Raw genomic sequence first — 23,805 nt, 5'->3', positions numbered from 1 at the left:
TTATGAAGCGAGTCGCATTTGTTTTTACGCATTCTCCGCATGGGAGTGCATCTGGGCGTGAAGGGCTGGATGCGCTGTTGGCGATGTCGGCACTGACAGAAGAGATTGGCGTGTTTTTTGTTGGTGATGGCGTGTTTCAGCTACTGCCGCATCAACAGCCGGAAAAGATTCTGATGCGCAATTACATCGCTACGTTTGGGGTGCTGCCGTTATACGACATCGAACGCTGCTATCTGTGCGAGACTTCCGTACGTCAGCGTGGGTTGAATATAGATACAGACTGGGTTTTGGATGTGGAACTGTTAGCGCCGAAAGCATGGCGCAGCAAGTTGGCCGGTTACCATTCCATTCTTTCATTCTAGCGACGGATTTCTTCATTTTATGTTACACACGCTCTCAACTTCTCCTTATCACACTGACCTTGACGCACTTTTGCGCAGCTTGGAGCAGGGTGATGCTTTGGTCTTATTGCAAGATGGTGTTATCGGTGCCGTAGCTGGTGGAGATATTATTCATCATCTTCTTGATTCAGTCGTTCTTCTCTATGCACTTCAGCCTGATGCTGAGGCAAGAGGAATAACTGAACAAATTTCAAACAGCGTGGTCCTCATTGACTATAATGAATTTGTTCAACTGACAGTGGAACACCCGCAGCAACTCGCGTGGTAACGCCGAATTTTTGTATATTTCTTGACTCCTTCCACTGCCAGCCCTAAAATTCTGCGTCCTCATACTTTGCCTTGCGCAAACATGAGGCGATTTATTACGTGTTTACGAAGCAAAACCCAGGAGCTTTTTGAATGGCAACGATTAACCAGCTGGTACGCAAACCACGCTCCCTGAAGGCTGCTAAAAGCAACGTTCCGGCGCTGGAAGCATGCCCGCAGAAACGTGGCGTATGTACCCGTGTATATACTACCACCCCTAAAAAACCGAACTCCGCACTGCGTAAAGTATGTCGTGTTCGTTTAACTAACGGTTTTGAAGTTACCTCCTATATTGGCGGTGAAGGTCATAACCTGCAGGAGCACTCCGTGATCCTGATCCGTGGCGGTCGTGTTAAAGACCTGCCAGGTGTGCGTTACCACACCGTTCGTGGCGCGCTGGACTGCTCAGGTGTTAAAGACCGTAAGCAATCCCGTTCCAAATACGGCGTGAAGAAGCCAAAGGCTTAATGGTTCTCCGTTAAGTAAGGCCAAACGTTTTAACTTAAATGTCAAACTAAACTCGTAGAGTTTTGGACAATCCTGAATTAACAACGGAGTATTTCCATGCCACGTCGTCGCGTCATTGGTCAACGTAAAATTCTGCCGGATCCTAAGTTCGGATCAGAACTGCTGGCCAAATTTGTAAATATCCTGATGGTAGATGGTAAAAAATCTACTGCTGAAGCAATCGTCTATACCGCGCTGGAGACCCTGGCTCAGCGTTCTGGTAAAGATCATCTGGAAGCTTTTGAAGTAGCTCTGGACAACGTTCGCCCGACTGTCGAAGTTAAGTCGCGCCGCGTTGGTGGTTCTACTTATCAGGTACCAGTAGAAGTCCGTCCGGTTCGTCGTAATGCGTTGGCAATGCGTTGGATCGTAGAAGCTGCTCGTAAACGCGGTGATAAATCTATGGCTCTGCGCCTGGCGAACGAACTTTCTGATGCAGCAGAAAACAAAGGTACTGCTGTTAAGAAACGTGAAGACGTTCACCGTATGGCCGAAGCTAACAAGGCGTTCGCTCACTACCGTTGGTAATCCCTTCGCTGTAGTCATGCTAACCAAGCGGGCGCTAAAAATAGCCAACCCGCTTGGGTTAACTAAATTGAACGCCCTAGTAAATAGAGGATACAAATGGCTCGTACAACACCCATCGCACGCTACCGTAACATCGGTATCAGTGCGCACATCGACGCCGGTAAAACCACTACTACCGAACGTATTCTGTTCTACACTGGTGTAAACCATAAAATCGGTGAAGTTCATGACGGCGCAGCTACCATGGACTGGATGGAGCAGGAGCAGGAGCGTGGTATTACTATCACTTCCGCTGCGACTACTGCATTCTGGTCTGGTATGGCTAAGCAGTATGAACCGCATCGCGTAAACATCATCGATACCCCGGGACACGTTGACTTCACTATCGAAGTAGAACGTTCCATGCGTGTACTGGATGGTGCGGTAATGGTTTACTGCGCAGTTGGTGGTGTTCAGCCGCAGTCTGAAACCGTATGGCGTCAGGCAAACAAATATAAAGTTCCACGCATTGCGTTCGTTAACAAAATGGACCGCATGGGTGCGAATTTCCTGAAAGTTGTTGGTCAGATCAAATCCCGTCTGGGCGCGAACCCTGTTCCGCTGCAGTTGGCAATTGGTGCTGAAGAAGGTTTCACCGGTGTTGTTGACCTGGTGAAAATGAAAGCCATCAACTGGAACGATGCCGATCAGGGCGTGACCTTCGAATACGAAGAGATCCCAACTGATATGCAGGAACTGGCTGAAGAATGGCACCAAAACCTGATCGAATCCGCAGCAGAAGCTTCTGAAGAGCTGATGGAGAAATACCTGGGTGGTGAAGAACTGACTGAAGAAGAGATCAAAAAAGCTCTGCGTCAGCGCGTTCTGAACAACGAAATCATCCTGGTAACCTGTGGTTCTGCATTTAAGAACAAAGGTGTTCAGGCGATGCTGGATGCGGTAGTTGACTACCTGCCATCCCCAGTTGACGTACCTGCGATCAACGGTCTTTTGGATGACGGTAAAGACACGCCGGCTGAGCGTCACGCAAGTGATGACGAGCCGTTTGCTGCGCTGGCATTCAAAATCGCTACCGATCCGTTTGTTGGTAACCTGACGTTCTTCCGTGTGTACTCTGGTGTAGTTAACTCCGGTGACACCGTACTGAACCCAGTTAAATCAGCACGTGAGCGTTTTGGTCGTATCGTTCAGATGCACGCTAACAAGCGTGAAGAGATCAAAGAAGTTCGTGCGGGCGATATCGCTGCTGCTATCGGTCTGAAAGATGTAACGACGGGTGACACGCTGTGTGATCCAGATAACGTCATCATTTTGGAACGTATGGAATTCCCAGAGCCGGTAATCTCCATCGCGGTAGAACCGAAAACCAAAGCTGACCAAGAAAAAATGGGTCTGGCATTGGGCCGTCTGGCTAAAGAAGACCCGTCTTTCCGCGTTTGGACTGACGAAGAATCTAACCAGACTATCATCGCTGGTATGGGTGAATTGCACCTCGATATCATCGTTGACCGTATGAAACGTGAATTCAACGTTGAAGCGAACGTGGGTAAACCACAGGTTGCTTACCGTGAAGCGATTCGTGCGAAAGTTACCGATATCGAAGGTAAACACGCCAAGCAGTCTGGTGGTCGTGGTCAGTATGGCCATGTTGTTATCGACATGTACCCACTGGAGCCGGGCTCAAATCCGAAAGGTTACGAGTTCGTTAACGACATTAAAGGTGGTGTAATTCCTGGCGAATACATCCCTGCCGTTGATAAAGGCATTCAGGAACAGCTGAAAGCGGGTCCTCTGGCTGGTTACCCAGTGGTTGATCTCGGTGTGCGTCTGCACTTCGGTTCTTTCCATGACGTTGACTCCTCTGAATTGGCGTTTAAACTGGCTGCTTCTATCGCCTTTAAAGACGGCTTTAAGAAAGCAAAACCTGTTCTGCTTGAGCCGATCATGAAGGTTGAAGTTGAAACGCCGGAAGAGAACACTGGTGACGTCATCGGTGACCTTAGCCGTCGTCGTGGTATGCTGCGTGGTCAGGAATCTAACGTTACTGGCGTTGTGATTCATGCTGAAGTTCCGCTGTCTGAAATGTTCGGATACGCAACTCAACTGCGTTCTCTGACCAAAGGCCGTGCTTCTTACTCCATGGAGTTCCTGAAGTACGATGATGCGCCTAACAACGTTGCTCAGGCCGTAATTGAAGCCCGTGGTAAATAAGCCTCAGGGTTAAAACAAAATCCCGTGCTCTCTCCATAGGGGGAGAGCATTTGAGTAAGGAATATCGCCGTGTCTAAAGAAAAATTTGAACGTACAAAACCCCACGTTAACGTCGGTACTATCGGCCACGTTGACCATGGTAAAACGACTCTGACTGCTGCAATCACTACCGTTCTGGCTAAAACCTACGGTGGTAACGCACGTGCATTCGACCAGATCGATAACGCACCAGAAGAAAAAGCACGTGGTATCACCATCAACACGTCTCACGTTGAATACGATACCCCGTCTCGCCACTACGCGCACGTTGACTGCCCAGGACACGCCGACTATGTGAAAAACATGATCACCGGTGCTGCCCAGATGGACGGCGCGATCCTGGTTGTTGCTGCGACTGACGGCCCAATGCCTCAGACCCGTGAGCACATCCTGCTGGGTCGTCAGGTTGGCGTTCCTTTCATCATCGTGTTCCTGAACAAATGTGACATGGTTGATGACGAAGAGCTGCTGGAACTGGTTGAGATGGAAGTGCGTGAGCTGCTGTCTCAGTACGACTTCCCAGGCGACGACACCCCAGTGGTTCGTGGTTCTGCGCTGAAAGCGCTGGAAGGCGAAGCTGAGTGGGAAGCAAAAATCATCGAACTGGCAGAGCACTTGGATTCTTACATCCCAGAGCCAGAGCGTGCCATTGACAAGCCGTTCCTGCTGCCAATCGAAGACGTATTCTCCATCTCCGGTCGTGGTACCGTTGTTACCGGTCGTGTAGAGCGCGGTATCGTTAAAGTCGGTGAAGAAGTTGAAATCGTTGGTATCAAAGATACGGCGAAATCTACCTGTACTGGCGTAGAAATGTTCCGCAAACTGCTGGACGAAGGTCGTGCAGGTGAGAACGTTGGTGTTCTGCTGCGTGGTATCAAGCGTGAAGAAATCGAGCGTGGCCAGGTACTGGCTAAGCCGGGTTCAATCAAGCCACACACCCAGTTCGAATCAGAAGTGTATATCCTGAGCAAAGATGAAGGCGGCCGTCATACTCCGTTCTTCAAAGGCTACCGTCCTCAGTTCTACTTCCGTACCACTGACGTAACGGGTACCATCGAACTGCCAGAAGGCGTAGAGATGGTAATGCCGGGCGACAACATCAAAATGGTTGTTACCCTGATCCACCCAATTGCGATGGACGACGGTTTGCGTTTCGCCATCCGTGAAGGCGGCCGTACTGTAGGCGCGGGCGTTGTTGCTAAAGTTATCGCTTAATCGCTGATAAACTCAATGCATGAAAAAGGCACTTCGGTGCCTTTTTTTACGTCTAAATGATTAAATCGAAATTGAAATAAAAATAATTCTTATTTACAATGCTGAGGTTGGTTAAAAAATCGCTAGGAGCGGTTTCAAATGCCGTCTGTAGTGTCCTTAAAGGTAGCGTAAAAGACACTCGCGATAACGATGAGTCATTCTGGTATGTATGTTTGTTTGTGCAACGCAATTTCTGACAAAGTCATTCGTAATGCTGTTCGCCAGCACCAGCCTCAATCTATGCAACAATTACGTAAGCTCGTTCCTATCGGGACGGATTGCGGTAAGTGTGTTCGTCAGGCGCGTGTTATTTTTGAGGAAGAACAAGCTAAAATTCCTGACATGTATGAAGTAGCATAAAATGTAGGGTCGTTTTTTTGACTCTCTGCTGACCAGTTCTACACTTTAAGAACTGGAGCGAGGAGCATGTCATGAAAGGCGATAAAAAAGTTATCACACACCTGAATAAGTTATTGGGCAACGAGCTGGTAGCCATTAACCAATATTTTCTTCATGCCCGCATGTTTAAAAACTGGGGCTTAACCCGTCTAAACGATCACGAATATCATGAGTCTATTGACGAAATGAAGCACGCTGATCGCTACATCGAACGAATCCTGTTTCTTGAAGGCATCCCGAATCTGCAGGATTTGGGCAAATTAAATATTGGCGAGGATGTCGAAGAGATCTTACGTTCAGACCTTCAACTTGAACTGGATGGCGCAAAGAATTTGCGTGAGGCAATTTCCTATGCTGACTCTGTACATGACTATGTCAGCAGGGATTTAATGATAGAAATTCTTGCCGATGAAGAAGGGCACATCGACTGGCTGGAAACTGAATTAGATTTGATTTCACGTCTTGGTATACAAAATTATCTTCAAGCTCAGCTAAAAGCTGAGTAGCAGGATAGGTATACGCTATTATGTGCTTTATGCCCACTCCGGCCGGATTAGCTCACATTGTTCCGGCCGCGTTTAAAATCATTTCATCCTGCTTGTTGCTTCCCCGGCCAATTTGCGTATAATGCGCGAGCTTACTGAAACAAGGTAAGCCTGATTCAATCCGAATCAGAGGGTGAATATTCATTATTGCACCTAAAACAATACTCCCGATATGGGGGTTATGTGCTGACGATTACACTCCCCCATCAATCGAAATGGGTGTGAGGAGTAATCATTTACGTTTATAAATAATTGGAGCTCTGGTCTCATGCAGAACCAAAGAATCCGTATCCGCCTGAAAGCGTTTGATCATCGTCTGATTGATCAATCAACTGCGGAAATCGTCGAGACTGCTAAGCGCACTGGTGCGCAAGTACGTGGTCCGATCCCGCTGCCGACCCGCAAAGAGCGCTTTACCGTTCTGATTTCTCCGCACGTCAATAAAGATGCGCGCGATCAGTACGAAATTCGCACTCACAAGCGTCTGGTTGACATCGTTGAGCCAACCGAGAAAACCGTTGATGCTCTGATGCGTCTGGATCTGGCTGCTGGTGTAGACGTGCAGATCAGCCTGGGTTAATCAGGTCATTGAGCGATTGAGAGGTTGAAACAATGATTGGTTTAGTCGGTAAAAAAGTGGGCATGACCCGTATCTTCACTGAAGATGGCGTATCTATCCCCGTAACTGTTATCGAAATTGAAGCAAACCGCGTAACTCAGGTTAAAGACCTGGCTAACGACGGTTACCGCGCTGTGCAAGTAACTACTGGTGCTAAAAAAGCAAACCGAGTTACCAAGCCAGAAGCAGGTCACTTTGCTAAAGCTGGTGTAGAAGCTGGCCGTACCCTGCGTGAATTCCGTCTGTCTGAAGGCGAAGAGTTCACTATTGGTCAGAGCATCAGTGTTGAAATTTTCGCTGACGTTAAAAAAGTAGACGTTACTGGTACATCTAAAGGTAAAGGTTTTGCTGGCACAGTTAAGCGCTGGAATTTCCGTACTCAGGATGCTACCCACGGTAACTCCTTGTCTCACCGCGTTCCGGGTTCTATCGGTCAGAACCAGACTCCGGGCAAAGTGTTCAAAGGCAAGAAAATGGCAGGCCAGCTGGGTAACGAACGTGTAACCGTTCAGAGCCTGGACGTAGTGCGTGTTGACGCTGAGCGCAACCTGCTGCTGGTTAAAGGTGCTGTTCCGGGAGCTACCGGTAGCGACCTGATCGTTAAACCAGCTGTGAAGGCGTGAGGAGATAGCAATGGAATTAGTATTGAAAGACGCGCAAAGCGCGCTGACTGTTTCCGAAACTACCTTCGGTCGTGATTTCAACGAAGCGCTGGTACATCAGGTTGTTGTTGCTTATGCAGCAGGCGCCCGTCAAGGTACTCGCGCCCAGAAGACCCGTGCTGAAGTAACTGGTTCCGGTAAAAAACCTTGGCGTCAGAAAGGTACTGGCCGTGCGCGTTCAGGTTCTGTTAAGAGCCCGATCTGGCGTTCCGGTGGTGTGACCTTCGCTGCTAAGCCTCAGGACCACAGTCAGAAAGTTAACAAAAAGATGTACCGCGGCGCGCTGAAAAGCATTCTGTCCGAACTGGTACGTCAAGATCGTCTGATCGTTGTCGAGACGTTTTCTGTTGAAGCACCTAAAACTAAGTTGCTGGCTCAGAAACTGAAAGAAATGGCACTGGAAGACGTGTTGATCATCACCGGTGAACTGGATGAAAATCTGTTCCTGGCAGCGCGTAACCTGTACAAGGTTGATGTGCGTGATGCAGCAGCAATCGACCCAGTTAGCCTGATCGCCTTCGACAAAGTCGTTATGACTGCTGATGCAGTTAAGCAAGTTGAGGAGATGCTGGCATGATCCGTGAAGAACGTCTGCTGAAAGTACTGCGCGCGCCGCACGTATCTGAAAAAGCATCTACCGCGATGGAAAAAACTAACACCATCGTTCTCAAAGTTGCCAAAGACGCGACTAAAGCAGAGATCGTTGCTGCTGTAGAGAAACTGTTCGAAGTAGAAGTTAAAGACGTAAACACCCTGGTAGTTAAGGGTAAAGTTAAGCGTCACGGACAGCGTATTGGTCGTCGCAGCGACTGGAAAAAAGCTTACGTCACCCTGAAAGAAGGCCAGAATCTGGACTTCATCGGCGGCGCTGAGTAAGTCGGAGGAGAAAGACAATGGCAGTTGTTAAATGTAAACCGACATCTCCGGGTCGTCGCCACGTTGTTAAAGTGGTTAACCCTGAGCTGCACAAGGGCAAACCTTATGCCCCGTTGCTGGAAAAGAACAGCAAATCCGGTGGCCGTAACAACAATGGCCGCATCACTACCCGTCACATCGGTGGTGGTCACAAACAGGCTTACCGTATTGTTGACTTTAAACGCAACAAAGATGGTATTCCTGCGGTTGTTGAGCGTCTGGAGTATGATCCGAACCGTTCCGCGAATATCGCGCTGGTTCTGTATAAAGACGGCGAGCGTCGTTACATTCTGGCGCCGAAAGGCCTGAAAGCCGGCGACCAGATTCAATCTGGCGTTGATGCTGCGATTAAAGCAGGTAACACCCTGCCAATGCGTAACATCCCAGTCGGTTCAACGGTTCACAACGTAGAAATGAAACCAGGTAAAGGCGGCCAGTTGGCTCGTTCTGCTGGTACTTACGTTCAGATCGTTGCTCGTGATGGTTCTTACGTTACCCTGCGTCTGCGTTCTGGCGAAATGCGTAAAGTCGAATCCGACTGCCGCGCTACGCTAGGCGAAGTTGGCAACGCTGAGCACATGCTGCGCGTTCTGGGTAAAGCTGGTGCTGCACGCTGGCGTGGTGTTCGTCCTACCGTTCGCGGTACGGCAATGAACCCAGTCGACCACCCACACGGTGGTGGTGAAGGTCGTAACTTTGGTAAGCACCCGGTGAGTCCGTGGGGCCTTCAGACCAAAGGTAAAAAGACCCGCAGCAACAAGCGTACTGATAAATTTATCGTACGTCGCCGTACTAAATAATCTTAGAGGATAAACCATGCCACGTTCTCTCAAGAAAGGTCCATTTATTGACCTGCACTTGCTGAAGAAGGTAGAGAAAGCGGTGGAAAGCGGAGACAAGAAGCCTTTGCGCACTTGGTCCCGTCGTTCAACGATCTTTCCAAATATGATCGGTTTGACCATCGCTGTCCATAATGGTCGTCAGCACGTTCCGGTGTTTGTTTCCGATGAAATGGTCGGTCACAAGCTGGGTGAATTCGCGCCGACTCGTACTTATCGCGGCCATGCGGCCGACAAAAAGGCCAAGAAGCGCTAAGGTAGGAGGAAGAGATGGAAACTATCGCTAAACATTGCCACGCTCGTTCTTCTGCTCAAAAGGTTCGCCTGGTGGCAGACCTGATTCGCGGTAAGAAAGTGTCGCAAGCTCTGGAAGTTCTGACCTACACCAACAAGAAAGCTGCTGGTCTGGTTAAAAAAGTGCTGGAGTCTGCTATTGCTAACGCAGAACACAACGATGGCGCTGACATTGATGATCTGAAAGTCGCGAAAATTTTCGTTGACGAAGGCCCAAGCATGAAGCGCATTATGCCGCGTGCTAAAGGCCGTGCGGATCGCATCCTGAAGCGTACCAGCCACATTACTGTGGTTGTGTCCGATCGCTGAGACTCTGGAGACTAGCAATGGGTCAGAAAGTACATCCTAATGGTATTCGCCTGGGTATTGTCAAACCTTGGAACTCTACCTGGTATGCGAATACCAAAGAATTCGCTGACAACCTGGACAGCGATTTTAAAGTTCGTAAATACCTGACGAAGGAACTGGAGAAGGCTTCCGTTTCTCGTATCGTTATCGAACGTCCTGCAAAAAGCATCCGTGTGACTATTCACACTGCTCGCCCAGGCATCGTTATCGGTAAAAAAGGTGAAGATGTTGAAAAACTGCGCAAAGTCGTAGCGGATATCGCTGGCGTACCTGCACAGATCAATATCGCAGAAGTTCGTAAACCTGAACTGGACGCAAAACTGGTTGCTGACAGCATCACTTCTCAGCTGGAACGTCGTGTGATGTTCCGTCGTGCTATGAAGCGTGCGGTACAGAACGCCATGCGTCTGGGCGCTAAAGGTATTAAAGTTGAAGTAAGTGGCCGTCTTGGCGGCGCTGAAATCGCGCGTACCGAATGGTACCGTGAGGGTCGTGTTCCGTTGCATACACTGCGTGCGGATATCGATTACAACACTTCCGAAGCGCACACCACTTATGGTGTTATCGGTGTGAAAGTGTGGATCTTCAAAGGTGAGATCCTGGGTGGTATGGCTGCCGTTGAACAACCGGAAAAACCGGCTGCTCAACCTAAAAAGCAGCAGCGTAAAGGCCGCAAGTAAGGAGAGTCGCTGATGTTACAACCAAAGCGTACAAAATTCCGTAAGGTGCACAAGGGCCGCAACCGTGGTCTGGCGCAGGGTACGGATGTTAGCTTCGGCACTTTCGGTCTGAAAGCTGTTGGCCGCGGTCGCCTGACTGCTCGTCAAATCGAAGCTGCACGTCGTGCCATGACTCGTGCTGTTAAGCGTCAAGGTAAGATCTGGATCCGTGTATTCCCGGACAAACCGATCACCGAAAAACCGCTTGAAGTTCGTATGGGTAAAGGTAAAGGTAACGTGGAATATTGGGTTGCCTTGATTCAGCCAGGTAAAGTCCTGTACGAAATGGACGGTGTGCCGGAAGAGTTAGCCCGTGAGGCATTCCAACTGGCAGCAGCGAAACTGCCTATCAAAACCACCTTTGTAACTAAGACGGTGATGTAATGAAAGCAAATGAGCTGCGTGAAAAGAGCGTTGAAGAGCTGAAAACTGAGCTGCTCGGCCTGCTGCGCGAGCAATTTAACCTGCGTATGCAGGCTGCCAGTGGTCAGTTGCAACAGACTCACCTGGTAAAACAAGTGCGTCACAATATTGCACGTGTTAAGACTTTACTGACTGAGAAGGCGGGTGCGTAATGACCGATAAAATCCGTACTTTGCAAGGTCGTGTTGTAAGCGACAAAATGGAGAAATCCATTGTTGTTGCTATCGAACGTTTCGTGAAACACCCGCTTTACGGTAAATTCATTAAGCGTACGACTAAGCTGCACGTACATGACGAGAACAATGAATGTGGTATCGGTGACGTGGTTGAAATCCACGAATGCCGTCCACTGTCCAAAACTAAGTCTTGGACACTTGTTCGCGTTGTAGAGAAAGCGATTCTGTAATAAAGTAGCGCTCTTCTCTTATGATAAACGGCTCTGCAAAGGGCCGTTTATTTTTTCTACCCATACCAAGGAAGCGGTGTTATAATGCTGCGCCCTCAATTATGGGGTATTTAATGGCCCGAAAGGGTCCTAAAGTAGTAGTTGACATTAGCGGAGCACTAAAATGATCCAAGAACAGACTATGCTGAACGTGGCCGATAATTCCGGTGCACGTCGCGTAATGTGTATCAAGGTTCTAGGTGGCTCGCACCGTCGCTACGCAGGCGTCGGCGATATCATCAAAATTACCATCAAGGAAGCAATTCCTCGCGGTAAGGTGAAAAAAGGCGATGTTCTGAAGGCGGTAGTGGTGCGCACCAAGAAGGGTGTTCGTCGCCCGGACGGTTCTGTCATTCGCTTCGATGGAAATGCTTGCGTTATTTTAAACAATAACAGCGAACAGCCTATCGGTACGCGTATTTTTGGGCCGGTAACTCGTGAACTGCGTAATGAGAAGTTCATGAAAATTATCTCTCTGGCACCAGAAGTACTTTAAGGAGCGAATCATGGCAGCGAAAATCCGTCGTGATGACGAAGTTATCGTGCTAACCGGCAAAGATAAAGGTAAGCGCGGTAAAGTAAAAAATGTCCTGTCTGCTAGTAAGGTCATTGTTGAAGGTATTAACCTGGTTAAAAAACATCAGAAGCCGGTTCCGGCCCTGAACCAACCAGGTGGCATCGTTGAAAAAGAAGCTGCAATTCAAGTTTCTAACCTTGCAATCTTCAATGCGGCAACTGGTAAGGCTGACCGTGTAGGCTTTAGATTTGAAGACGGAAAAAAAGTCCGTTTCTTTAAATCTAATAGCGAAACTATCAAGTAATTTGGAGTAGTACGATGGCGAAACTGCATGATTACTACAAAGACGAAGTAGTTAAAAAACTCATGACTGAGTTTAACTACAATTCTGTCATGCAAGTCCCTCGGGTCGAGAAGATCACCCTGAATATGGGTGTTGGTGAAGCGATCGCTGACAAGAAACTGCTGGATAACGCAGCAGCTGATCTGGCAGCAATCTCCGGTCAAAAACCGTTGATCACCAAAGCACGCAAATCTGTTGCAGGCTTCAAAATCCGTCAGGGCTATCCGATCGGCTGTAAAGTAACTCTGCGTGGCGAACGCATGTGGGAGTTCCTTGAGCGACTGATTTCCATTGCTGTACCGCGTATCCGTGACTTCCGTGGCTTGTCTGCCAAGTCATTCGATGGTCGTGGTAACTACAGCATGGGTGTGCGTGAGCAGATCATCTTCCCGGAAATCGACTACGATAAAGTCGATCGCGTTCGTGGTTTGGACATTACCATTACCACCACTGCGAAATCCGATGATGAAGGCCGTGCGCTGTTGGCCGCCTTTAACTTCCCATTCCGCAAGTAAGGTAGGGTTACTAATGGCTAAGCAATCCATGAAAGCACGCGAAGTTGTTCGTGTGAAACTGGCTGAAAAATACCGCGCTAAACGCGAGGAATTGAAAGCTATCATCTCTGGTGTGAACTCATCCGACGAAGATCGTTGGGATGCAGTTCTTAAGCTGCAGACTCTGCCGCGTGATTCCAGCCCGTCTCGTCAGCGTAATCGCTGCCGCCAAACTGGTCGTCCGCACGCTTTCCTGCGGAAGTTCGGGTTGAGCCGTATCAAGGTCCGTGAAGCCGCTATGCGCGGTGAAATTCCGGGTCTGAAAAAGGCTAGCTGGTAATTGTCACCAATTGAATCACGGGAGTAAAGACAGATGAGCATGCAAGATCCGATCGCGGATATGCTGACCCGTATCCGTAACGGTCAAGCCGCGAACAAAGTTGCGGTCACCATGCCTTCCTCCAAGCTGAAAGTGGCAATTGCCAACGTGCTGAAGGAAGAAGGTTACATTGAAGATTTCAAAATCGAAGGCGACACCAAGCCAGTTCTGGAATTAGAACTTAAATATTTCCAGGGCAAGGCAGTGGTAGAAAGCATTCAGCGAGTAAGCCGTCCAGGTCTGCGCATCTATAAAAGAAAAGATGAGCTGCCAAAAGTTATGGCCGGTTTGGGTATCGCAGTTGTTTCTACCTCTAAAGGTGTTATGACTGATCGTGCAGCTCGCCAGGCTGGTCTTGGTGGCGAGATTATCTGCTACGTAGCTTAATCGGGAGGAAAAATGTCTCGTGTTGCAAAAGCACCCGTCGTCATTCCTGCCGGCGTAGAGGTAAAACTCAACGGTCAGGATGTTTCGATTAAGGGTAAAAACGGCGAGCTGAGTCGTAAGATCCATGATGCTGTTGAAGTGAAACAAGCTGACAACGCTCTTACTTTCGCTCCGCGCGAAGGTTTTGTTGACGGATGGGCCCAAGCGGGTACCACTCGTGCTCTGTTGAACGCAATGGTTATCGGTGTTACCGAAGGCTTCACTAAGAAGCTGCAACTGGTTGGTGTTGGTTACCGTGCTGCTGTTAAAGGCAATGTGGTTAACCTGTCTCTCGGGTTTTCTCACCCAGTAGAGCATGCACTGCCGGCAGGTATTACTGCAGAATGCCCAAGCCAAACTGAAATCGTACTGAAAGGTGCTGATAAGCAGGTTATTGGTCAGGTTGCTGCGGAATTACGCGCCTACCGTCGTCCTGAGCCTTATAAAGGCAAGGGTGTCCGTTACGCCGACGAAGTCGTGCGTACCAAAGAGGCTAAGAAGAAGTAAGGTAACACTATGGATAAGAAAGCAGCTCGTATCCGTCGTGCGACCCGCGCACGCCGCAAGCTCCAGGAACTGGGTGCGACGCGTCTGGTGGTACATCGTACTCCACGCCATATTTATGCGCAGGTCATTGCACCGAACGGTTCTGAAGTCCTGGTAGCCGCTTCTACTGTAGAAAAAGCTATCGCTGAACAACTGAAGTCTACCGGTAACAAAGACGCGGCAACCGCAATAGGTAAAGCTATTGCAGAACGTGCGTTAGAAAAAGGCATCAAGGATGTCTCTTTCGACCGTTCCGGTTTCCAATATCATGGTCGAGTCCAAGCACTGGCAGATGCTGCCCGTGAAGCTGGCCTTCAGTTCTAAGGTAGAGGTGTAAGATGGCTCACATCGAGAAACAAGCTGGCGAACTGCAGGAAAAGCTGATCGCGGTAAATCGCGTATCTAAAACCGTTAAAGGTGGTCGTATTTTCAGCTTCACCGCACTGACTGTAGTGGGTGATGGCAACGGCCGCGTTGGTTTTGGTTACGGTAAAGCTCGCGAAGTTCCAGCAGCGATCCAGAAAGCGATGGAAAAAGCCCGTCGCAATATGATGAATGTCGCGCTGAACAACGGCACCCTGCAGCACCCAGTTAAAGGTGCTCACACGGGGTCTCGTGTGTTCATGCAGCCAGCTTCCGAAGGTACCGGTATTATTGCCGGTGGTGCAATGCGCGCCGTTTTGGAAGTTGCAGGGGTTCACAACGTATTGGCTAAAGCCTATGGTTCCACTAACCCGATTAACGTGGTTCGTGCAACGATTGATGGTTTAGCCAACATGAAGTCCCCGGAAATGGTCGCTGCCAAGCGTGGTAAATCCGTTGAAGAAATTCTGGGGTAATTGACCGTGGCAAAGACTATTAAAATCACTCAAACCCGTAGTGCAATCGGTCGTCTGCCGAAACATAAGGCGACACTGCTTGGCCTGGGTCTGCGTCGTATTGGTCATACTGTTGAACGTGAGGATACTCCTGCGGTTCGTGGTATGGTCAACGCGGTTTCCTACATGGTTAAAGTAGAGGAGTAACAGATGCGTTTAAATACTCTGTCTCCGGCCGAAGGTGCTAAACACGCACCGAAGCGTTTAGGTCGTGGTATTGGTTCTGGCCTGGGCAAAACTGGCGGTCGTGGTCACAAAGGTCAGAAGTCTCGTTCTGGCGGTGGCGTACGTCGCGGTTTTGAAGGTGGTCAGATGCCTTTATATCGTCGTCTGCCGAAATTCGGTTTTACTTCTCGCAAAGCGATGATCACGTCAGAAGTTCGTTTGTCTGATCTTGCTAAAGTAGAAGGCGACGTAGTTGACCTGAATACGCTGAAAGCCGCTAATGTTATTGGCATTCAGATTGAATTCGCGAAAGTGATTCTGTCTGGTGAAGTTGCTCGTCCGGTAACGATTCGTGGTCTGCGTGTCACTAAAGGTGCTCGTGCTGCTATCGAAGCTGCTGGCGGTAAAATTGAGGAATAAGTAGCAGATGGCTAAGCAACCAGGATTAGATTTTCAGAGTGCTAAAGGCGGAGTTGGTGAACTGAAGCGCAGACTTTTGTTTGTTATCGGTGCGCTAATTGTTTTCCGTATTGGCTCTTTTATCCCGATTCCTGGTATTGATGCCACTGTGCTTGCCAAATTGCTTGAACAGCAGCGAGGCACCATCATTGAAATGTTTAACATGTTCTCTGGTGGTGCACTCAGCCGTGCTTCTATCTTTGCTCTGGGTATTATGCCGTATATTTCGGCATCGATTATTATCCAGTTGCTGACGGTGGTTCATCCTGCCTTGGCTGAAATAAAGAAAGAAGGGGAAGCTGGCCGTCGTAAGATTAGCCAGTATACCCGCTACGGTACCTTGGTATTGGCTATATTCCAATCTATCGGTATTGCTACCGGTTTGCCGAATATGCCTGGAATGCAAGATTTGGTGATAAACCCAGGTTTTGCATTCTACTTTACCGCTGTTGTGAGCCTGGTTACTGGGACGATGTTCCTAATGTGGCTGGGAGAACAGATTACGGAACGTGGTATCGGTAACGGTATCTCGATCATAATCTTTGCTGGTATTGTTGCGGGTCTCCCGCCGGCCATTGGCCATACCATCGAGCAAGCTCGGCAAGGCGACCTGCACTTCCTCCTGTTGCTGTTGGTTGCAGTTTTAGTGTTTGCAGTAACCTTCTTCGTTGTTTTCATTGAGCGTGGTCAACGGCGTATCGTCGTTAATTATGCAAAACGTCAACAAGGTCGTCGGGTTTATGCAGCACAGAGTACGCATTTACCACTGAAAGTGAATATGGCTGGTGTTATTCCAGCGATCTTCGCCTCCAGTATTATTCTGTTCCCTGCCACGATTGCATCTTGGTTTGGGGGCGGTACCGGTTGGAACTGGCTGACAACTATTTCGCTGTATTTGCAGCCCGGACAACCGCTTTATGTGTTACTCTATGCGTCTGCAATCATCTTCTTCTGTTTCTTCTACACTGCGTTGGTTTTCAACCCGCGTGAAACAGCAGATAACCTGAAGAAGTCCGGTGCATTCGTGCCAGGAATTCGTCCGGGAGAGCAAACGGCGAAATATATCGATAAAGTAATGACTCGTCTGACTCTGATTGGTGCGATGTATATTACTTTTATCTGCCTGATCCCGGAGTTTATGCGTGACGCAATGAAAGTACCTTTCTATTTCGGTGGTACATCTTTATTGATCGTTGTTGTCGTCATCATGGACTTTATGGCTCAAGTGCAAACTCTGATGATGTCGAGTCAATATGAGTCTGCATTGAAGAAAGCAAACCTGAAAGGCTATAACCGTTAATTAGGTGAGCTTGAGAAGTTACGGAGAGTAAAAATGAAAGTTCGTGCTTCCGTCAAGAAATTATGTCGTAACTGTAAGATTGTTAAGCGTAACGGTGTCGTTCGTGTGATCTGCAGTGCCGAACCGAAGCATAAACAGCGTCAAGGCTGATTATCTCGCATATTTTTCTTGCAAAGTTGGGTTGAGCTGGCTAGATTAGCCAGCCAATCTTTTGTATGTAGCTGCAACATTATTTGAGTATCCTGAAAACGGGCTTTTCAGAATGGTGTTGCTGTATAAAATTGTAGGAGTGCATAGTGGCCCGTATAGCAGGCATTAACATTCCTGATCATAAACATACCGTTATTGCGTTAACGTCAATTTTCGGTATCGGTAAAACTCGGTCGCAGGCTATTTGCGCTGCTACAGGGATTGCCGAGAATGTTAAGATCAGTGAGCTGTCTGAAGAGCAAATCGATAAGCTGCGTGACGAAGTTGCCAAGTTTGTTGTAGAAGGTGATCTGCGTCGTGAAGTTACCCTGAGCATCAAGCGTCTTATGGACCTTGGTACTTATCGTGGTTTGCGTCATCGTCGTGGTCTGCCGGTTCGCGGTCAGCGTACCAAGACTAACGCCCGTACCCGTAAGGGTCCGCGCAAACCGATCAAGAAATAATCGGGGTGATTGAATAATGGCAAAGGCACCTATTCGTGCACGTAAGCGTGTAAGAAAGCAAGTCTCTGACGGTGTGGCTCATATCCATGCTTCTTTCAACAACACCATCGTAACCATTACTGATCGTCAGGGTAATGCGCTGGGTTGGGCAACTGCCGGTGGTTCCGGCTTCCGTGGTTCTCGTAAATCTACGCCGTTCGCTGCTCAAGTAGCTGCAGAACGTTGCGCAGAGGCCGTGAAAGAATACGGTATTAAGAACCTGGAAGTTATGGTTAAAGGACCTGGTCCGGGCCGTGAGTCTACTATCCGCGCATTGAACGCGGCTGGTTTCCGCATCACTAATATTACTGATGTGACTCCGATCCCTCATAACGGTTGTCGTCCGCCGAAAAAGCGCCGCGTATAACGCCGCTTTTAGGATTGTTGGAGAAAGAAAATGGCAAGATATTTGGGTCCTAAGCTCAAGCTGAGCCGTCGTGAAGGCACCGACCTGTTCCTGAAGTCTGGTGTTCGTGCGATCGATTCCAAGTGTAAAATTGAACAAGCTCCTGGCCAGCACGGTGCGCGTAAACCGCGTCTGTCTGACTATGGTGTGCAGTTGCGTGAAAAGCAAAAAGTTCGCCGTATCTACGGTGTTCTGGAGCGTCAGTTCCGTAACTATTATAAAGAAGCTGCACGTCTGAAAGGCAACACAGGTGCAAACCTGCTGCAACTGCTGGAAGGTCGTCTGGATAACGTTGTTTATCGTATGGGTTTTGGTGCCACTCGTGCTGAAGCACGTCAGATGGTAAGCCACAAAGCTATCATGGTAAACGGTCGCGTTGTTAGCATCGCTTCTTATCAGGTATCCCCGAATGACGTAGTCAGCATCCGTGAGAAAGCGAAAAAGCAATCTCGCGTGAAAGCCGCTCTGGAGCTGGCTGAACAGCGTGAAAAGCCAACTTGGCTGGAAGTTGATGCTGCCAAGATGGAAGGTGTGTTCAAACGTATTCCTGAACGTACCGATCTGTCTGCGGACATTAATGAACACCTGATCGTCGAGCTTTACTCCAAGTAAGGCTTAGTACCAAAGAGAGGACACAATGCAGGGTTCTGTGACAGAGTTTCTAAAACCGCGCCTGGTTGATATCGAGCAAGTGAGTTCGACGCACGCCAAGGTGACCCTTGAGCCATTAGAGCGAGGCTTCGGCCATACTCTTGGCAACGCACTGCGCCGTATTCTGCTTTCATCCATGCCAGGTTGCGCGGTGACCGAGGTTGAGATTGATGGTGTACTGCATGAGTACAGCACCAAAGAAGGCGTACAGGAAGATATCCTGGAAATCCTGCTCAACCTGAAAGGGCTGGCGGTGAGAGTTCAAGGCAAAGATGAAGTTATTCTTACCCTGAATAAATCTGGCATTGGCCCTGTGACTGCAGCCGACATCATCCATGATGGTGATGTCGAAATCGTCAAGCCGCAGCACTTAATTTGCCATCTGACCGATGAAAACGCATCTATTAGTATGCGTATCAAAGTTCAACGTGGCCGTGGTTATGTGCCGGCATCTGCCCGTATTCATACGGAAGAAGATGAGCGCCCGATTGGTCGTCTGTTAGTTGATGCTTGCTACAGCCCTGTAGAGCGTATTGCCTACAATGTTGAAGCAGCTCGCGTAGAACAGCGTACTGACTTGGACAAGCTAGTCATCGAAATGGAAACCAATGGTACGATCGATCCTGAAGAGGCGATCCGCCGTGCGGCCACCATTCTGGCTGAACAACTTGAAGCTTTTGTTGACTTACGTGATGTTCGTCAGCCAGAAGTTAAAGAAGAGAAACCAGAATTCGATCCGATCCTGCTGCGCCCTGTTGACGATCTGGAATTGACTGTCCGCTCTGCTAACTGTCTTAAGGCAGAAGCTATCCACTACATCGGTGATCTGGTACAGCGTACCGAGGTTGAGCTGCTCAAAACGCCTAACCTGGGTAAAAAATCTCTTACTGAGATTAAAGACGTACTGGCTTCCCGTGGTTTGTCTCTAGGCATGCGCCTGGAAAACTGGCCACCTGCAAGTATTGCTGATGAGTAACCAGATCACAGGTTAAGGTTTTACTGAGAAGGATAAGGTCATGCGCCATCGTAAGAGTGGTCGTCAACTGAACCGTAACAGCAGCCATCGCCAGGCTATGTTCCGTAACATGGCTAGTTCTTTGGTTCGTCATGAAATCATCAAGACGACCCTGCCGAAAGCGAAAGAGCTGCGTCGCGTTGTTGAACCGCTGATTACTCTTGCCAAGACCGACAGCGTTGCTAATCGTCGTCTGGCATTCGCCCGTACTCGTGATAACGAGATCGTGGCAAAACTGTTTAATGAACTGGGCCCGCGTTTCGCGAGCCGTGCCGGTGGTTACACTCGTATTCTGAAGTGTGGCTTCCGTGCTGGTGACAATGCGCCGATGGCATACATCGAGCTCGTTGATCGCTCAGTCTCTCAGACAGAAGAAGTAGCTACTGCAGAGTAATCTGTAAGAGCGTAAAAAAACCGGGGCGACCCGGTTTTTTTATATCTGAAATAAATATTCTTTTGCATGGATAGGCATGGCACAAGGCTGGCGATGTCTAAATCAGCTGAAAAACACATACCTCTCTGTTCTCATCCATCCATTTCGGCTATATACTCTGCACGTTTTCTTTATGTTCATACCAAACCGACTTTCTTAGGAGTGATGATGACTACATACCGTCATAAGCGTGGGAAAATTCAGGATAACGCGATTGAGGCGTTGCTGCATGATCCGCTGTTTCGCCAACGAATTGAAGTTAATGAAAAAGGGAAAGGAAGTTATCGTAGGAAAGATAAGCATGTGAAGAAAGGTAGTTGGGAGGCCAGTGGTAAGCAATCAAATGATTATTTACCTCTGGCCTTTCTACTTTCTGCGTAATAACGAAGTAGAGATTGGACAAAACTCGATTTTTATTGTTTGGGTTGCTGTTCTTTAAGCAAATCGCGGATTTCAGCTAGTAACTTCTCTTCTGCACTCGGTTTCGGTGGGGCGGCAGGCGTATCTTCCTGTTTACGGCGCATTTTATTCATAAGCTTGATAGCTATAAAAATCGCAAAAGCGACGATGACAAAGTCGAAAATATTCTGGATGAAAGCGCCGTAGTTCATGACAACGGCAGGAATTTCGCCCTGGGCATCACGAAGAATGAGACTGAATTGTTTAAAATCAACACCACCAATCAAAAGCCCTAGCGGTGGCATAATAATGTCCGATACCAGAGAGGAGACAATTTTACCGAAAGCGGCACCAATAATGACACCTACCGCCAAATCGACAACGTTGCCACGCATGGCAAACTCTCTGAATTCTTTGATGATACTCATAGCTGTTCTCCTTGCCAAAAATATAAATTAATTCTAACCAATAGCCACATCTTTGCCAGATTATCGGTTAGTAATAAATTTGTTCCCGCATTACAAAAAGAAAGGGCTTGGTTGAAATAGGCGTTCAACATCAGGCACAAATTTCTTGTCAGCCAAGAACATGATGACATGATCACCTTGCTCAATTTTGCTATTTGCATTGGCAATGATGACGTGATCACCGCGAACAATTGCACCGATAGTAGTACCTGGTGGAAGCTTAATGTCTTCGATCATTCTGCCGACAACTTTCGATGTTCCCTCGTCACCATGGGCGATGGCTTCAATTGCTTCGGCGACTCCTCGGCGTAACGAAGACACGCTAACAATATCTGCCTTACGGACGTGGCTGAGTAGTGCGGAGATTGTCGCCTGCTGTGGGGAAATCGCGACGTCAATGACGCTACCCTGAACCAGATCGACATAAGCTCGACGCTGGATGAGCACCATTACTTTTTTTGCGCCCATCCGTTTAGCCAGCATAGCTGACATAATATTTGCTTCGTCATCATTGGTAATAGCGATGAATACATCTATCTGCTCAATGTGTTCTTCGGCGAGTAACTCTTGATCTGAGGCATCGCCATGAAACACAACTGTATTTTGCAGAATTTCCGCTAGCTCTATCGCCCGCTCTGCATTTCGTTCTATCAACTTAATGCTGTAGTCTTTTTCTAGCCGCTGTGCTAATCCTGCGCCGACGTTACCTCCACCAACGATCATGATCCTTTTATACGGTTTTTCAAGACGCTGTAACTCACTCATTACTGCACGAATGTGTTGAGAAGCTGCGACAAAAAATACTTCATCTCCAGCTTCGATGATGGTGGAACCTTGAGGGCGAATCGGACGATCATGGCGAAAGATTGCCGCAACGCGGGTCTCCACATGAGGAATATGCTCGCGGAGAGAAGTTAGGGCATTGCCGACCAGTGGGCCACCATAGTAAGCGTTGACGGCCGCAAGGCTTACTTTACCTTCAGCGAAGTTGACGACCTGGAGTGCTCCAGGATATTCGATCAGTTTATAAATGTTATCGATCACTAGCTGCTCTGGAGAGATCAAATGATCAATCGGGACGGCTTCTGGTAAAAACAGCAGCTCTGATTCACGAATGTATTCGGCAGCACGAATACGCGCAATACGGTTTGGTGTTTTGAAAAGAGAGTAGGCAATCTGGCATGCTACCATATTCGTTTCATCTGAATTGGTCACGGCGACCAGCATATCTGCATCTTCCGCTCCCGCTTCACGCAGAACACGCGGGTGAGAGGCGTAGCCTGTAACGACGCGCAGATCAAATTTATCCTGAAGCTGGCGCAACCGATTTGCATCAGTGTCAACGACAGTGATGTCATTGTTTTCACCCGCTAGATTTTCCGCCAGTGTTCCGCCGACCTGACCCGCGCCAAGAATGATAATTTTCATAATAAGCCATGCCGTTTATTGATTGCTGCCTGTTGCAGACAATACTGGGTTCAATATCAGTTTTTTACCAGCTTCGCATAAAAGAAGCCATCGCCACCATCAGCATGGGGAAGTATCTGTATGCCCGGTATTTCACTTGTACCTGTACCAGCCAATTTGGCATCAGCATGGCGAGACAGTAAATCCGTAACTTGCTGAGTATTTTCTTGCGGTAGAATGGAACAGGTCGCGTAGACCATCGTGCCGCCTGGTTTTAGATGGGGCCAGATGGCATCAATAATTTCTTTTTGCAGTGCAACCAATTCCTCTATATCTCTGTCTCGGCGTAACCATTTGATATCCGGATGACGACGAATCACGCCAGTAGCGGAGCACGGGGCATCCAACAGAATGCGATCAAACATACGCCCTTCACACCATGAATCGGGGTAGCGACCATCACCCTGTTTCACTTCTGCATGCATTTGTAATCGGAGTAAATTTTCTTTTACTCGACCTAAACGTGTTTCATCAATATCGACAGCGAGCACATGAGATTTTGGTGCAGCTTCTAAAATGTGCGTCGTTTTTCCACCGGGCGCAGCGCAGAGATCGAGGATCTGCTCGCCATTTTGTGGATCGAGCCAATAGACACAGCCTTGAGCCGAAGCATCCTGTATTGTTGCCCACCCTTGTGAAAAGCCCGGTAATAGATCGACGGCACACGGAGAAGCAAGTCGTATTGCATCGGCGTATTCAGGATGAGCAAACGCTTCGATTCCTTCTTGCGCCAACAAGTCTAAGTACGCTTCTCGTGTATGGTGTAATCGATTCACGCGCAGCCACATCGGAGGGCGTTGATTATTCGCATCAACAACGCTTTGCCAGTGATTTGGGTAGGCGTGTTCAATGCGCGCCAGTAGCCAGCTTGGATGCAGATAGTGAGATGAATGCGTTGACTCACGCTGAATGAGTTCTTCTTGCTGACGTTGGAATTGGCGTAATACGCCATTAATCAACCCCTTGAGCTGTGGTCTCTTTAATGCGACTGCACCTTCTACTGTTTCTGCCAGAGCAGCATGGGGGGGGATGCGAGTGTAGTGTAATTGATAGATGCCTACCATGATGAGGTAATGTAGTGTGCGTTGTTTCCCCGTCAGGGGCTTAGCCATCAGTTGTTGAATACACCATTCCAACTGCGGTAAAACACGTAATACGCCGAAGCAAAGCTCTTGTAAAAGTGCACGATCTTTATCGGAGACTTCACGTTGATGAACCGGTAATAGGGCACTGAGTGATTGCCCCTGATCCAGAACTTGTCCCACCACTTTTGCGGCAATACTGCGTAGATTGTATGAGCTTTTCATGTGTTAA

General features: G+C 48.5%; 40 protein-coding genes. 37 read left to right on the top strand and 3 right to left on the bottom strand.

Annotated elements, in window-relative coordinates; genetic code table 11:
- Window positions 1-2: 2 nt before the first annotated feature.
- The 37 genes from tusC to E2566_RS19115 all read left to right on the top strand — a co-directional run bounded on the left by tusC (window position 3) and on the right by E2566_RS19115 (window position 20,539).
- Window positions 3-362 carry a sulfurtransferase complex subunit TusC gene (gene tusC, locus E2566_RS19295; protein WP_107168844.1) on the top strand — a complete coding sequence of 120 codons (360 nt, stop codon included), beginning with the start codon at window positions 3-5 and terminating at the stop codon, window positions 360-362.
- 19 nt (window positions 363-381) lie between these two features.
- Window positions 382-669, top strand: a complete 288-nt coding sequence (tusB, locus tag E2566_RS19290; protein ID WP_107168843.1) for a sulfurtransferase complex subunit TusB — start codon at window positions 382-384, stop codon at window positions 667-669.
- Between the two features lie 131 nt (window positions 670-800).
- The gene (gene rpsL / locus E2566_RS19285) at window positions 801-1,175 is read left to right on the top strand and encodes a 30S ribosomal protein S12 (RefSeq protein WP_005969567.1); all 375 of its coding nucleotides are present in this window, start codon (window positions 801-803) and stop codon (window positions 1,173-1,175) included.
- Window positions 1,176-1,271: 96 nt separating this feature from the next.
- Entirely contained in the window at window positions 1,272-1,742 is a 471-nt protein-coding gene (rpsG, locus tag E2566_RS19280; RefSeq protein ID WP_009111198.1) for a 30S ribosomal protein S7, read from the top strand.
- A gap of 96 nt (window positions 1,743-1,838) precedes the next feature.
- Window positions 1,839-3,953, top strand: coding sequence for an elongation factor G (fusA, locus tag E2566_RS19275; protein ID WP_107168842.1), 2,115 nt, complete (start codon window positions 1,839-1,841; stop codon window positions 3,951-3,953).
- A gap of 69 nt (window positions 3,954-4,022) precedes the next feature.
- Window positions 4,023-5,207, top strand: a complete 1,185-nt coding sequence (gene tuf / locus E2566_RS19270) for an elongation factor Tu (RefSeq protein ID WP_014913795.1) — start codon at window positions 4,023-4,025, stop codon at window positions 5,205-5,207.
- A 204-nt stretch (window positions 5,208-5,411) separates the two neighbouring features.
- On the top strand, window positions 5,412-5,606 hold the full coding sequence (gene bfd, locus E2566_RS19265; RefSeq protein WP_107168841.1) for a bacterioferritin-associated ferredoxin: 195 nt from the start codon (window positions 5,412-5,414) through the stop codon (window positions 5,604-5,606).
- 71 nt (window positions 5,607-5,677) lie between these two features.
- The gene (gene bfr / locus E2566_RS19260; protein ID WP_005970280.1) at window positions 5,678-6,151 is read left to right on the top strand and encodes a bacterioferritin; all 474 of its coding nucleotides are present in this window, start codon (window positions 5,678-5,680) and stop codon (window positions 6,149-6,151) included.
- 307 nt (window positions 6,152-6,458) lie between these two features.
- Window positions 6,459-6,770, top strand: a complete 312-nt coding sequence (gene rpsJ / locus E2566_RS19255) for a 30S ribosomal protein S10 (RefSeq protein ID WP_001181005.1) — start codon at window positions 6,459-6,461, stop codon at window positions 6,768-6,770.
- 32 nt (window positions 6,771-6,802) lie between these two features.
- On the top strand, window positions 6,803-7,432 hold the full coding sequence (gene rplC, locus E2566_RS19250; protein ID WP_014701620.1) for a 50S ribosomal protein L3: 630 nt from the start codon (window positions 6,803-6,805) through the stop codon (window positions 7,430-7,432).
- 10 nt (window positions 7,433-7,442) lie between these two features.
- Window positions 7,443-8,048: a 50S ribosomal protein L4 gene (rplD, locus tag E2566_RS19245; protein WP_039308906.1), complete on the top strand. Its 606-nt coding sequence runs from the start codon at window positions 7,443-7,445 to the stop codon at window positions 8,046-8,048.
- Entirely contained in the window at window positions 8,045-8,347 is a 303-nt protein-coding gene (rplW, locus tag E2566_RS19240) for a 50S ribosomal protein L23 (RefSeq protein ID WP_005970277.1), read from the top strand. Before rplD ends, rplW begins: the two co-directional genes overlap by 4 nt.
- Window positions 8,348-8,364: 17 nt before the next feature.
- Window positions 8,365-9,186, top strand: a complete 822-nt coding sequence (rplB, locus tag E2566_RS19235; protein ID WP_005970276.1) for a 50S ribosomal protein L2 — start codon at window positions 8,365-8,367, stop codon at window positions 9,184-9,186.
- Window positions 9,187-9,202: 16 nt separating this feature from the next.
- Window positions 9,203-9,481, top strand: a complete 279-nt coding sequence (rpsS, locus tag E2566_RS19230; RefSeq protein WP_004929772.1) for a 30S ribosomal protein S19 — start codon at window positions 9,203-9,205, stop codon at window positions 9,479-9,481.
- 14 nt (window positions 9,482-9,495) lie between these two features.
- Window positions 9,496-9,828 (top strand): 50S ribosomal protein L22, encoded by a 333-nt coding sequence (gene rplV, locus E2566_RS19225; protein WP_005970275.1) that lies wholly within the window; start codon window positions 9,496-9,498, stop codon window positions 9,826-9,828.
- Window positions 9,829-9,845: 17 nt separating this feature from the next.
- Complete coding sequence (rpsC, locus tag E2566_RS19220) at window positions 9,846-10,547, top strand: 30S ribosomal protein S3 (protein ID WP_005970274.1); 702 nt, start codon at window positions 9,846-9,848, stop codon at window positions 10,545-10,547.
- A 12-nt stretch (window positions 10,548-10,559) separates the two neighbouring features.
- A complete protein-coding gene (rplP, locus tag E2566_RS19215) occupies window positions 10,560-10,970 on the top strand; it encodes a 50S ribosomal protein L16 (protein ID WP_005970273.1) in 411 nt (136 codons plus the stop codon).
- Window positions 10,970-11,161 carry a 50S ribosomal protein L29 gene (rpmC, locus tag E2566_RS19210; protein ID WP_107168840.1) on the top strand — a complete coding sequence of 64 codons (192 nt, stop codon included), beginning with the start codon at window positions 10,970-10,972 and terminating at the stop codon, window positions 11,159-11,161. The genes rplP and rpmC overlap by 1 nt, the downstream gene beginning before the upstream one ends.
- Window positions 11,161-11,415 (top strand): 30S ribosomal protein S17, encoded by a 255-nt coding sequence (gene rpsQ, locus E2566_RS19205; RefSeq protein ID WP_005970270.1) that lies wholly within the window; start codon window positions 11,161-11,163, stop codon window positions 11,413-11,415. The genes rpmC and rpsQ overlap by 1 nt, the downstream gene beginning before the upstream one ends.
- Window positions 11,416-11,578: 163 nt before the next feature.
- Window positions 11,579-11,950, top strand: coding sequence for a 50S ribosomal protein L14 (gene rplN / locus E2566_RS19200; RefSeq protein WP_000613954.1), 372 nt, complete (start codon window positions 11,579-11,581; stop codon window positions 11,948-11,950).
- A gap of 10 nt (window positions 11,951-11,960) precedes the next feature.
- Window positions 11,961-12,275, top strand: a complete 315-nt coding sequence (gene rplX, locus E2566_RS19195) for a 50S ribosomal protein L24 (RefSeq protein ID WP_005970267.1) — start codon at window positions 11,961-11,963, stop codon at window positions 12,273-12,275.
- Window positions 12,276-12,289: 14 nt separating this feature from the next.
- Complete coding sequence (rplE, locus tag E2566_RS19190) at window positions 12,290-12,829, top strand: 50S ribosomal protein L5 (protein WP_005970265.1); 540 nt, start codon at window positions 12,290-12,292, stop codon at window positions 12,827-12,829.
- Window positions 12,830-12,842: 13 nt separating this feature from the next.
- Window positions 12,843-13,148 (top strand): 30S ribosomal protein S14, encoded by a 306-nt coding sequence (rpsN, locus tag E2566_RS19185; RefSeq protein ID WP_010286114.1) that lies wholly within the window; start codon window positions 12,843-12,845, stop codon window positions 13,146-13,148.
- 33 nt (window positions 13,149-13,181) lie between these two features.
- Complete coding sequence (rpsH, locus tag E2566_RS19180; RefSeq protein WP_005970261.1) at window positions 13,182-13,574, top strand: 30S ribosomal protein S8; 393 nt, start codon at window positions 13,182-13,184, stop codon at window positions 13,572-13,574.
- A gap of 12 nt (window positions 13,575-13,586) precedes the next feature.
- Window positions 13,587-14,120 (top strand): 50S ribosomal protein L6, encoded by a 534-nt coding sequence (rplF, locus tag E2566_RS19175; RefSeq protein WP_005970259.1) that lies wholly within the window; start codon window positions 13,587-13,589, stop codon window positions 14,118-14,120.
- A gap of 9 nt (window positions 14,121-14,129) precedes the next feature.
- Window positions 14,130-14,483, top strand: coding sequence for a 50S ribosomal protein L18 (gene rplR, locus E2566_RS19170; RefSeq protein ID WP_039308896.1), 354 nt, complete (start codon window positions 14,130-14,132; stop codon window positions 14,481-14,483).
- A gap of 14 nt (window positions 14,484-14,497) precedes the next feature.
- The gene (rpsE, locus tag E2566_RS19165; protein ID WP_005970257.1) at window positions 14,498-14,998 is read left to right on the top strand and encodes a 30S ribosomal protein S5; all 501 of its coding nucleotides are present in this window, start codon (window positions 14,498-14,500) and stop codon (window positions 14,996-14,998) included.
- Between the two features lie 6 nt (window positions 14,999-15,004).
- Window positions 15,005-15,184, top strand: a complete 180-nt coding sequence (rpmD, locus tag E2566_RS19160) for a 50S ribosomal protein L30 (RefSeq protein WP_004846568.1) — start codon at window positions 15,005-15,007, stop codon at window positions 15,182-15,184.
- A gap of 3 nt (window positions 15,185-15,187) precedes the next feature.
- On the top strand, window positions 15,188-15,622 hold the full coding sequence (gene rplO / locus E2566_RS19155) for a 50S ribosomal protein L15 (RefSeq protein WP_015841922.1): 435 nt from the start codon (window positions 15,188-15,190) through the stop codon (window positions 15,620-15,622).
- Between the two features lie 7 nt (window positions 15,623-15,629).
- Entirely contained in the window at window positions 15,630-16,961 is a 1,332-nt protein-coding gene (gene secY, locus E2566_RS19150; RefSeq protein ID WP_005970255.1) for a preprotein translocase subunit SecY, read from the top strand.
- A gap of 33 nt (window positions 16,962-16,994) precedes the next feature.
- On the top strand, window positions 16,995-17,111 hold the full coding sequence (gene rpmJ, locus E2566_RS19145; protein ID WP_002227352.1) for a 50S ribosomal protein L36: 117 nt from the start codon (window positions 16,995-16,997) through the stop codon (window positions 17,109-17,111).
- A gap of 146 nt (window positions 17,112-17,257) precedes the next feature.
- Window positions 17,258-17,614, top strand: coding sequence for a 30S ribosomal protein S13 (gene rpsM / locus E2566_RS19140; protein WP_005970252.1), 357 nt, complete (start codon window positions 17,258-17,260; stop codon window positions 17,612-17,614).
- Window positions 17,615-17,630: 16 nt separating this feature from the next.
- Entirely contained in the window at window positions 17,631-18,020 is a 390-nt protein-coding gene (gene rpsK / locus E2566_RS19135) for a 30S ribosomal protein S11 (protein WP_002919257.1), read from the top strand.
- A 30-nt stretch (window positions 18,021-18,050) separates the two neighbouring features.
- Window positions 18,051-18,671, top strand: coding sequence for a 30S ribosomal protein S4 (gene rpsD / locus E2566_RS19130; protein WP_010286047.1), 621 nt, complete (start codon window positions 18,051-18,053; stop codon window positions 18,669-18,671).
- A 25-nt stretch (window positions 18,672-18,696) separates the two neighbouring features.
- Entirely contained in the window at window positions 18,697-19,686 is a 990-nt protein-coding gene (locus E2566_RS19125) for a DNA-directed RNA polymerase subunit alpha (RefSeq protein ID WP_005970247.1), read from the top strand.
- Between the two features lie 40 nt (window positions 19,687-19,726).
- The gene (gene rplQ / locus E2566_RS19120) at window positions 19,727-20,119 is read left to right on the top strand and encodes a 50S ribosomal protein L17 (protein ID WP_005970246.1); all 393 of its coding nucleotides are present in this window, start codon (window positions 19,727-19,729) and stop codon (window positions 20,117-20,119) included.
- Between the two features lie 207 nt (window positions 20,120-20,326).
- A complete protein-coding gene (locus E2566_RS19115; RefSeq protein WP_107168839.1) occupies window positions 20,327-20,539 on the top strand; it encodes an alternative ribosome-rescue factor A in 213 nt (70 codons plus the stop codon).
- Between the two features lie 32 nt (window positions 20,540-20,571).
- Here E2566_RS19115 and mscL read toward each other — a convergent pair whose 3' ends face one another.
- The 3 genes from mscL to rsmB all read right to left on the bottom strand — a co-directional run bounded on the left by mscL (window position 20,572) and on the right by rsmB (window position 23,798).
- Window positions 20,572-20,985 (bottom strand): large-conductance mechanosensitive channel protein MscL, encoded by a 414-nt coding sequence (gene mscL / locus E2566_RS19110; protein ID WP_107168838.1) that lies wholly within the window; start codon window positions 20,983-20,985, stop codon window positions 20,572-20,574.
- A 90-nt stretch (window positions 20,986-21,075) separates the two neighbouring features.
- The gene (trkA, locus tag E2566_RS19105) at window positions 21,076-22,452 is read right to left on the bottom strand and encodes a Trk system potassium transporter TrkA (protein ID WP_107168837.1); all 1,377 of its coding nucleotides are present in this window, start codon (window positions 22,450-22,452) and stop codon (window positions 21,076-21,078) included.
- A gap of 56 nt (window positions 22,453-22,508) precedes the next feature.
- Window positions 22,509-23,798, bottom strand: a complete 1,290-nt coding sequence (rsmB, locus tag E2566_RS19100) for a 16S rRNA (cytosine(967)-C(5))-methyltransferase RsmB (RefSeq protein WP_107168836.1) — start codon at window positions 23,796-23,798, stop codon at window positions 22,509-22,511.
- Window positions 23,799-23,805 lie beyond the last annotated feature (7 nt).

Origin of the sequence: Pectobacterium punjabense, from assembly GCF_012427845.1 — a bacterium.
Taxonomy (GTDB): Bacteria; Pseudomonadota; Gammaproteobacteria; order Enterobacterales; family Enterobacteriaceae; genus Pectobacterium; species Pectobacterium punjabense.
This window is presented reverse-complemented; position numbering and strand designations above follow the sequence as displayed.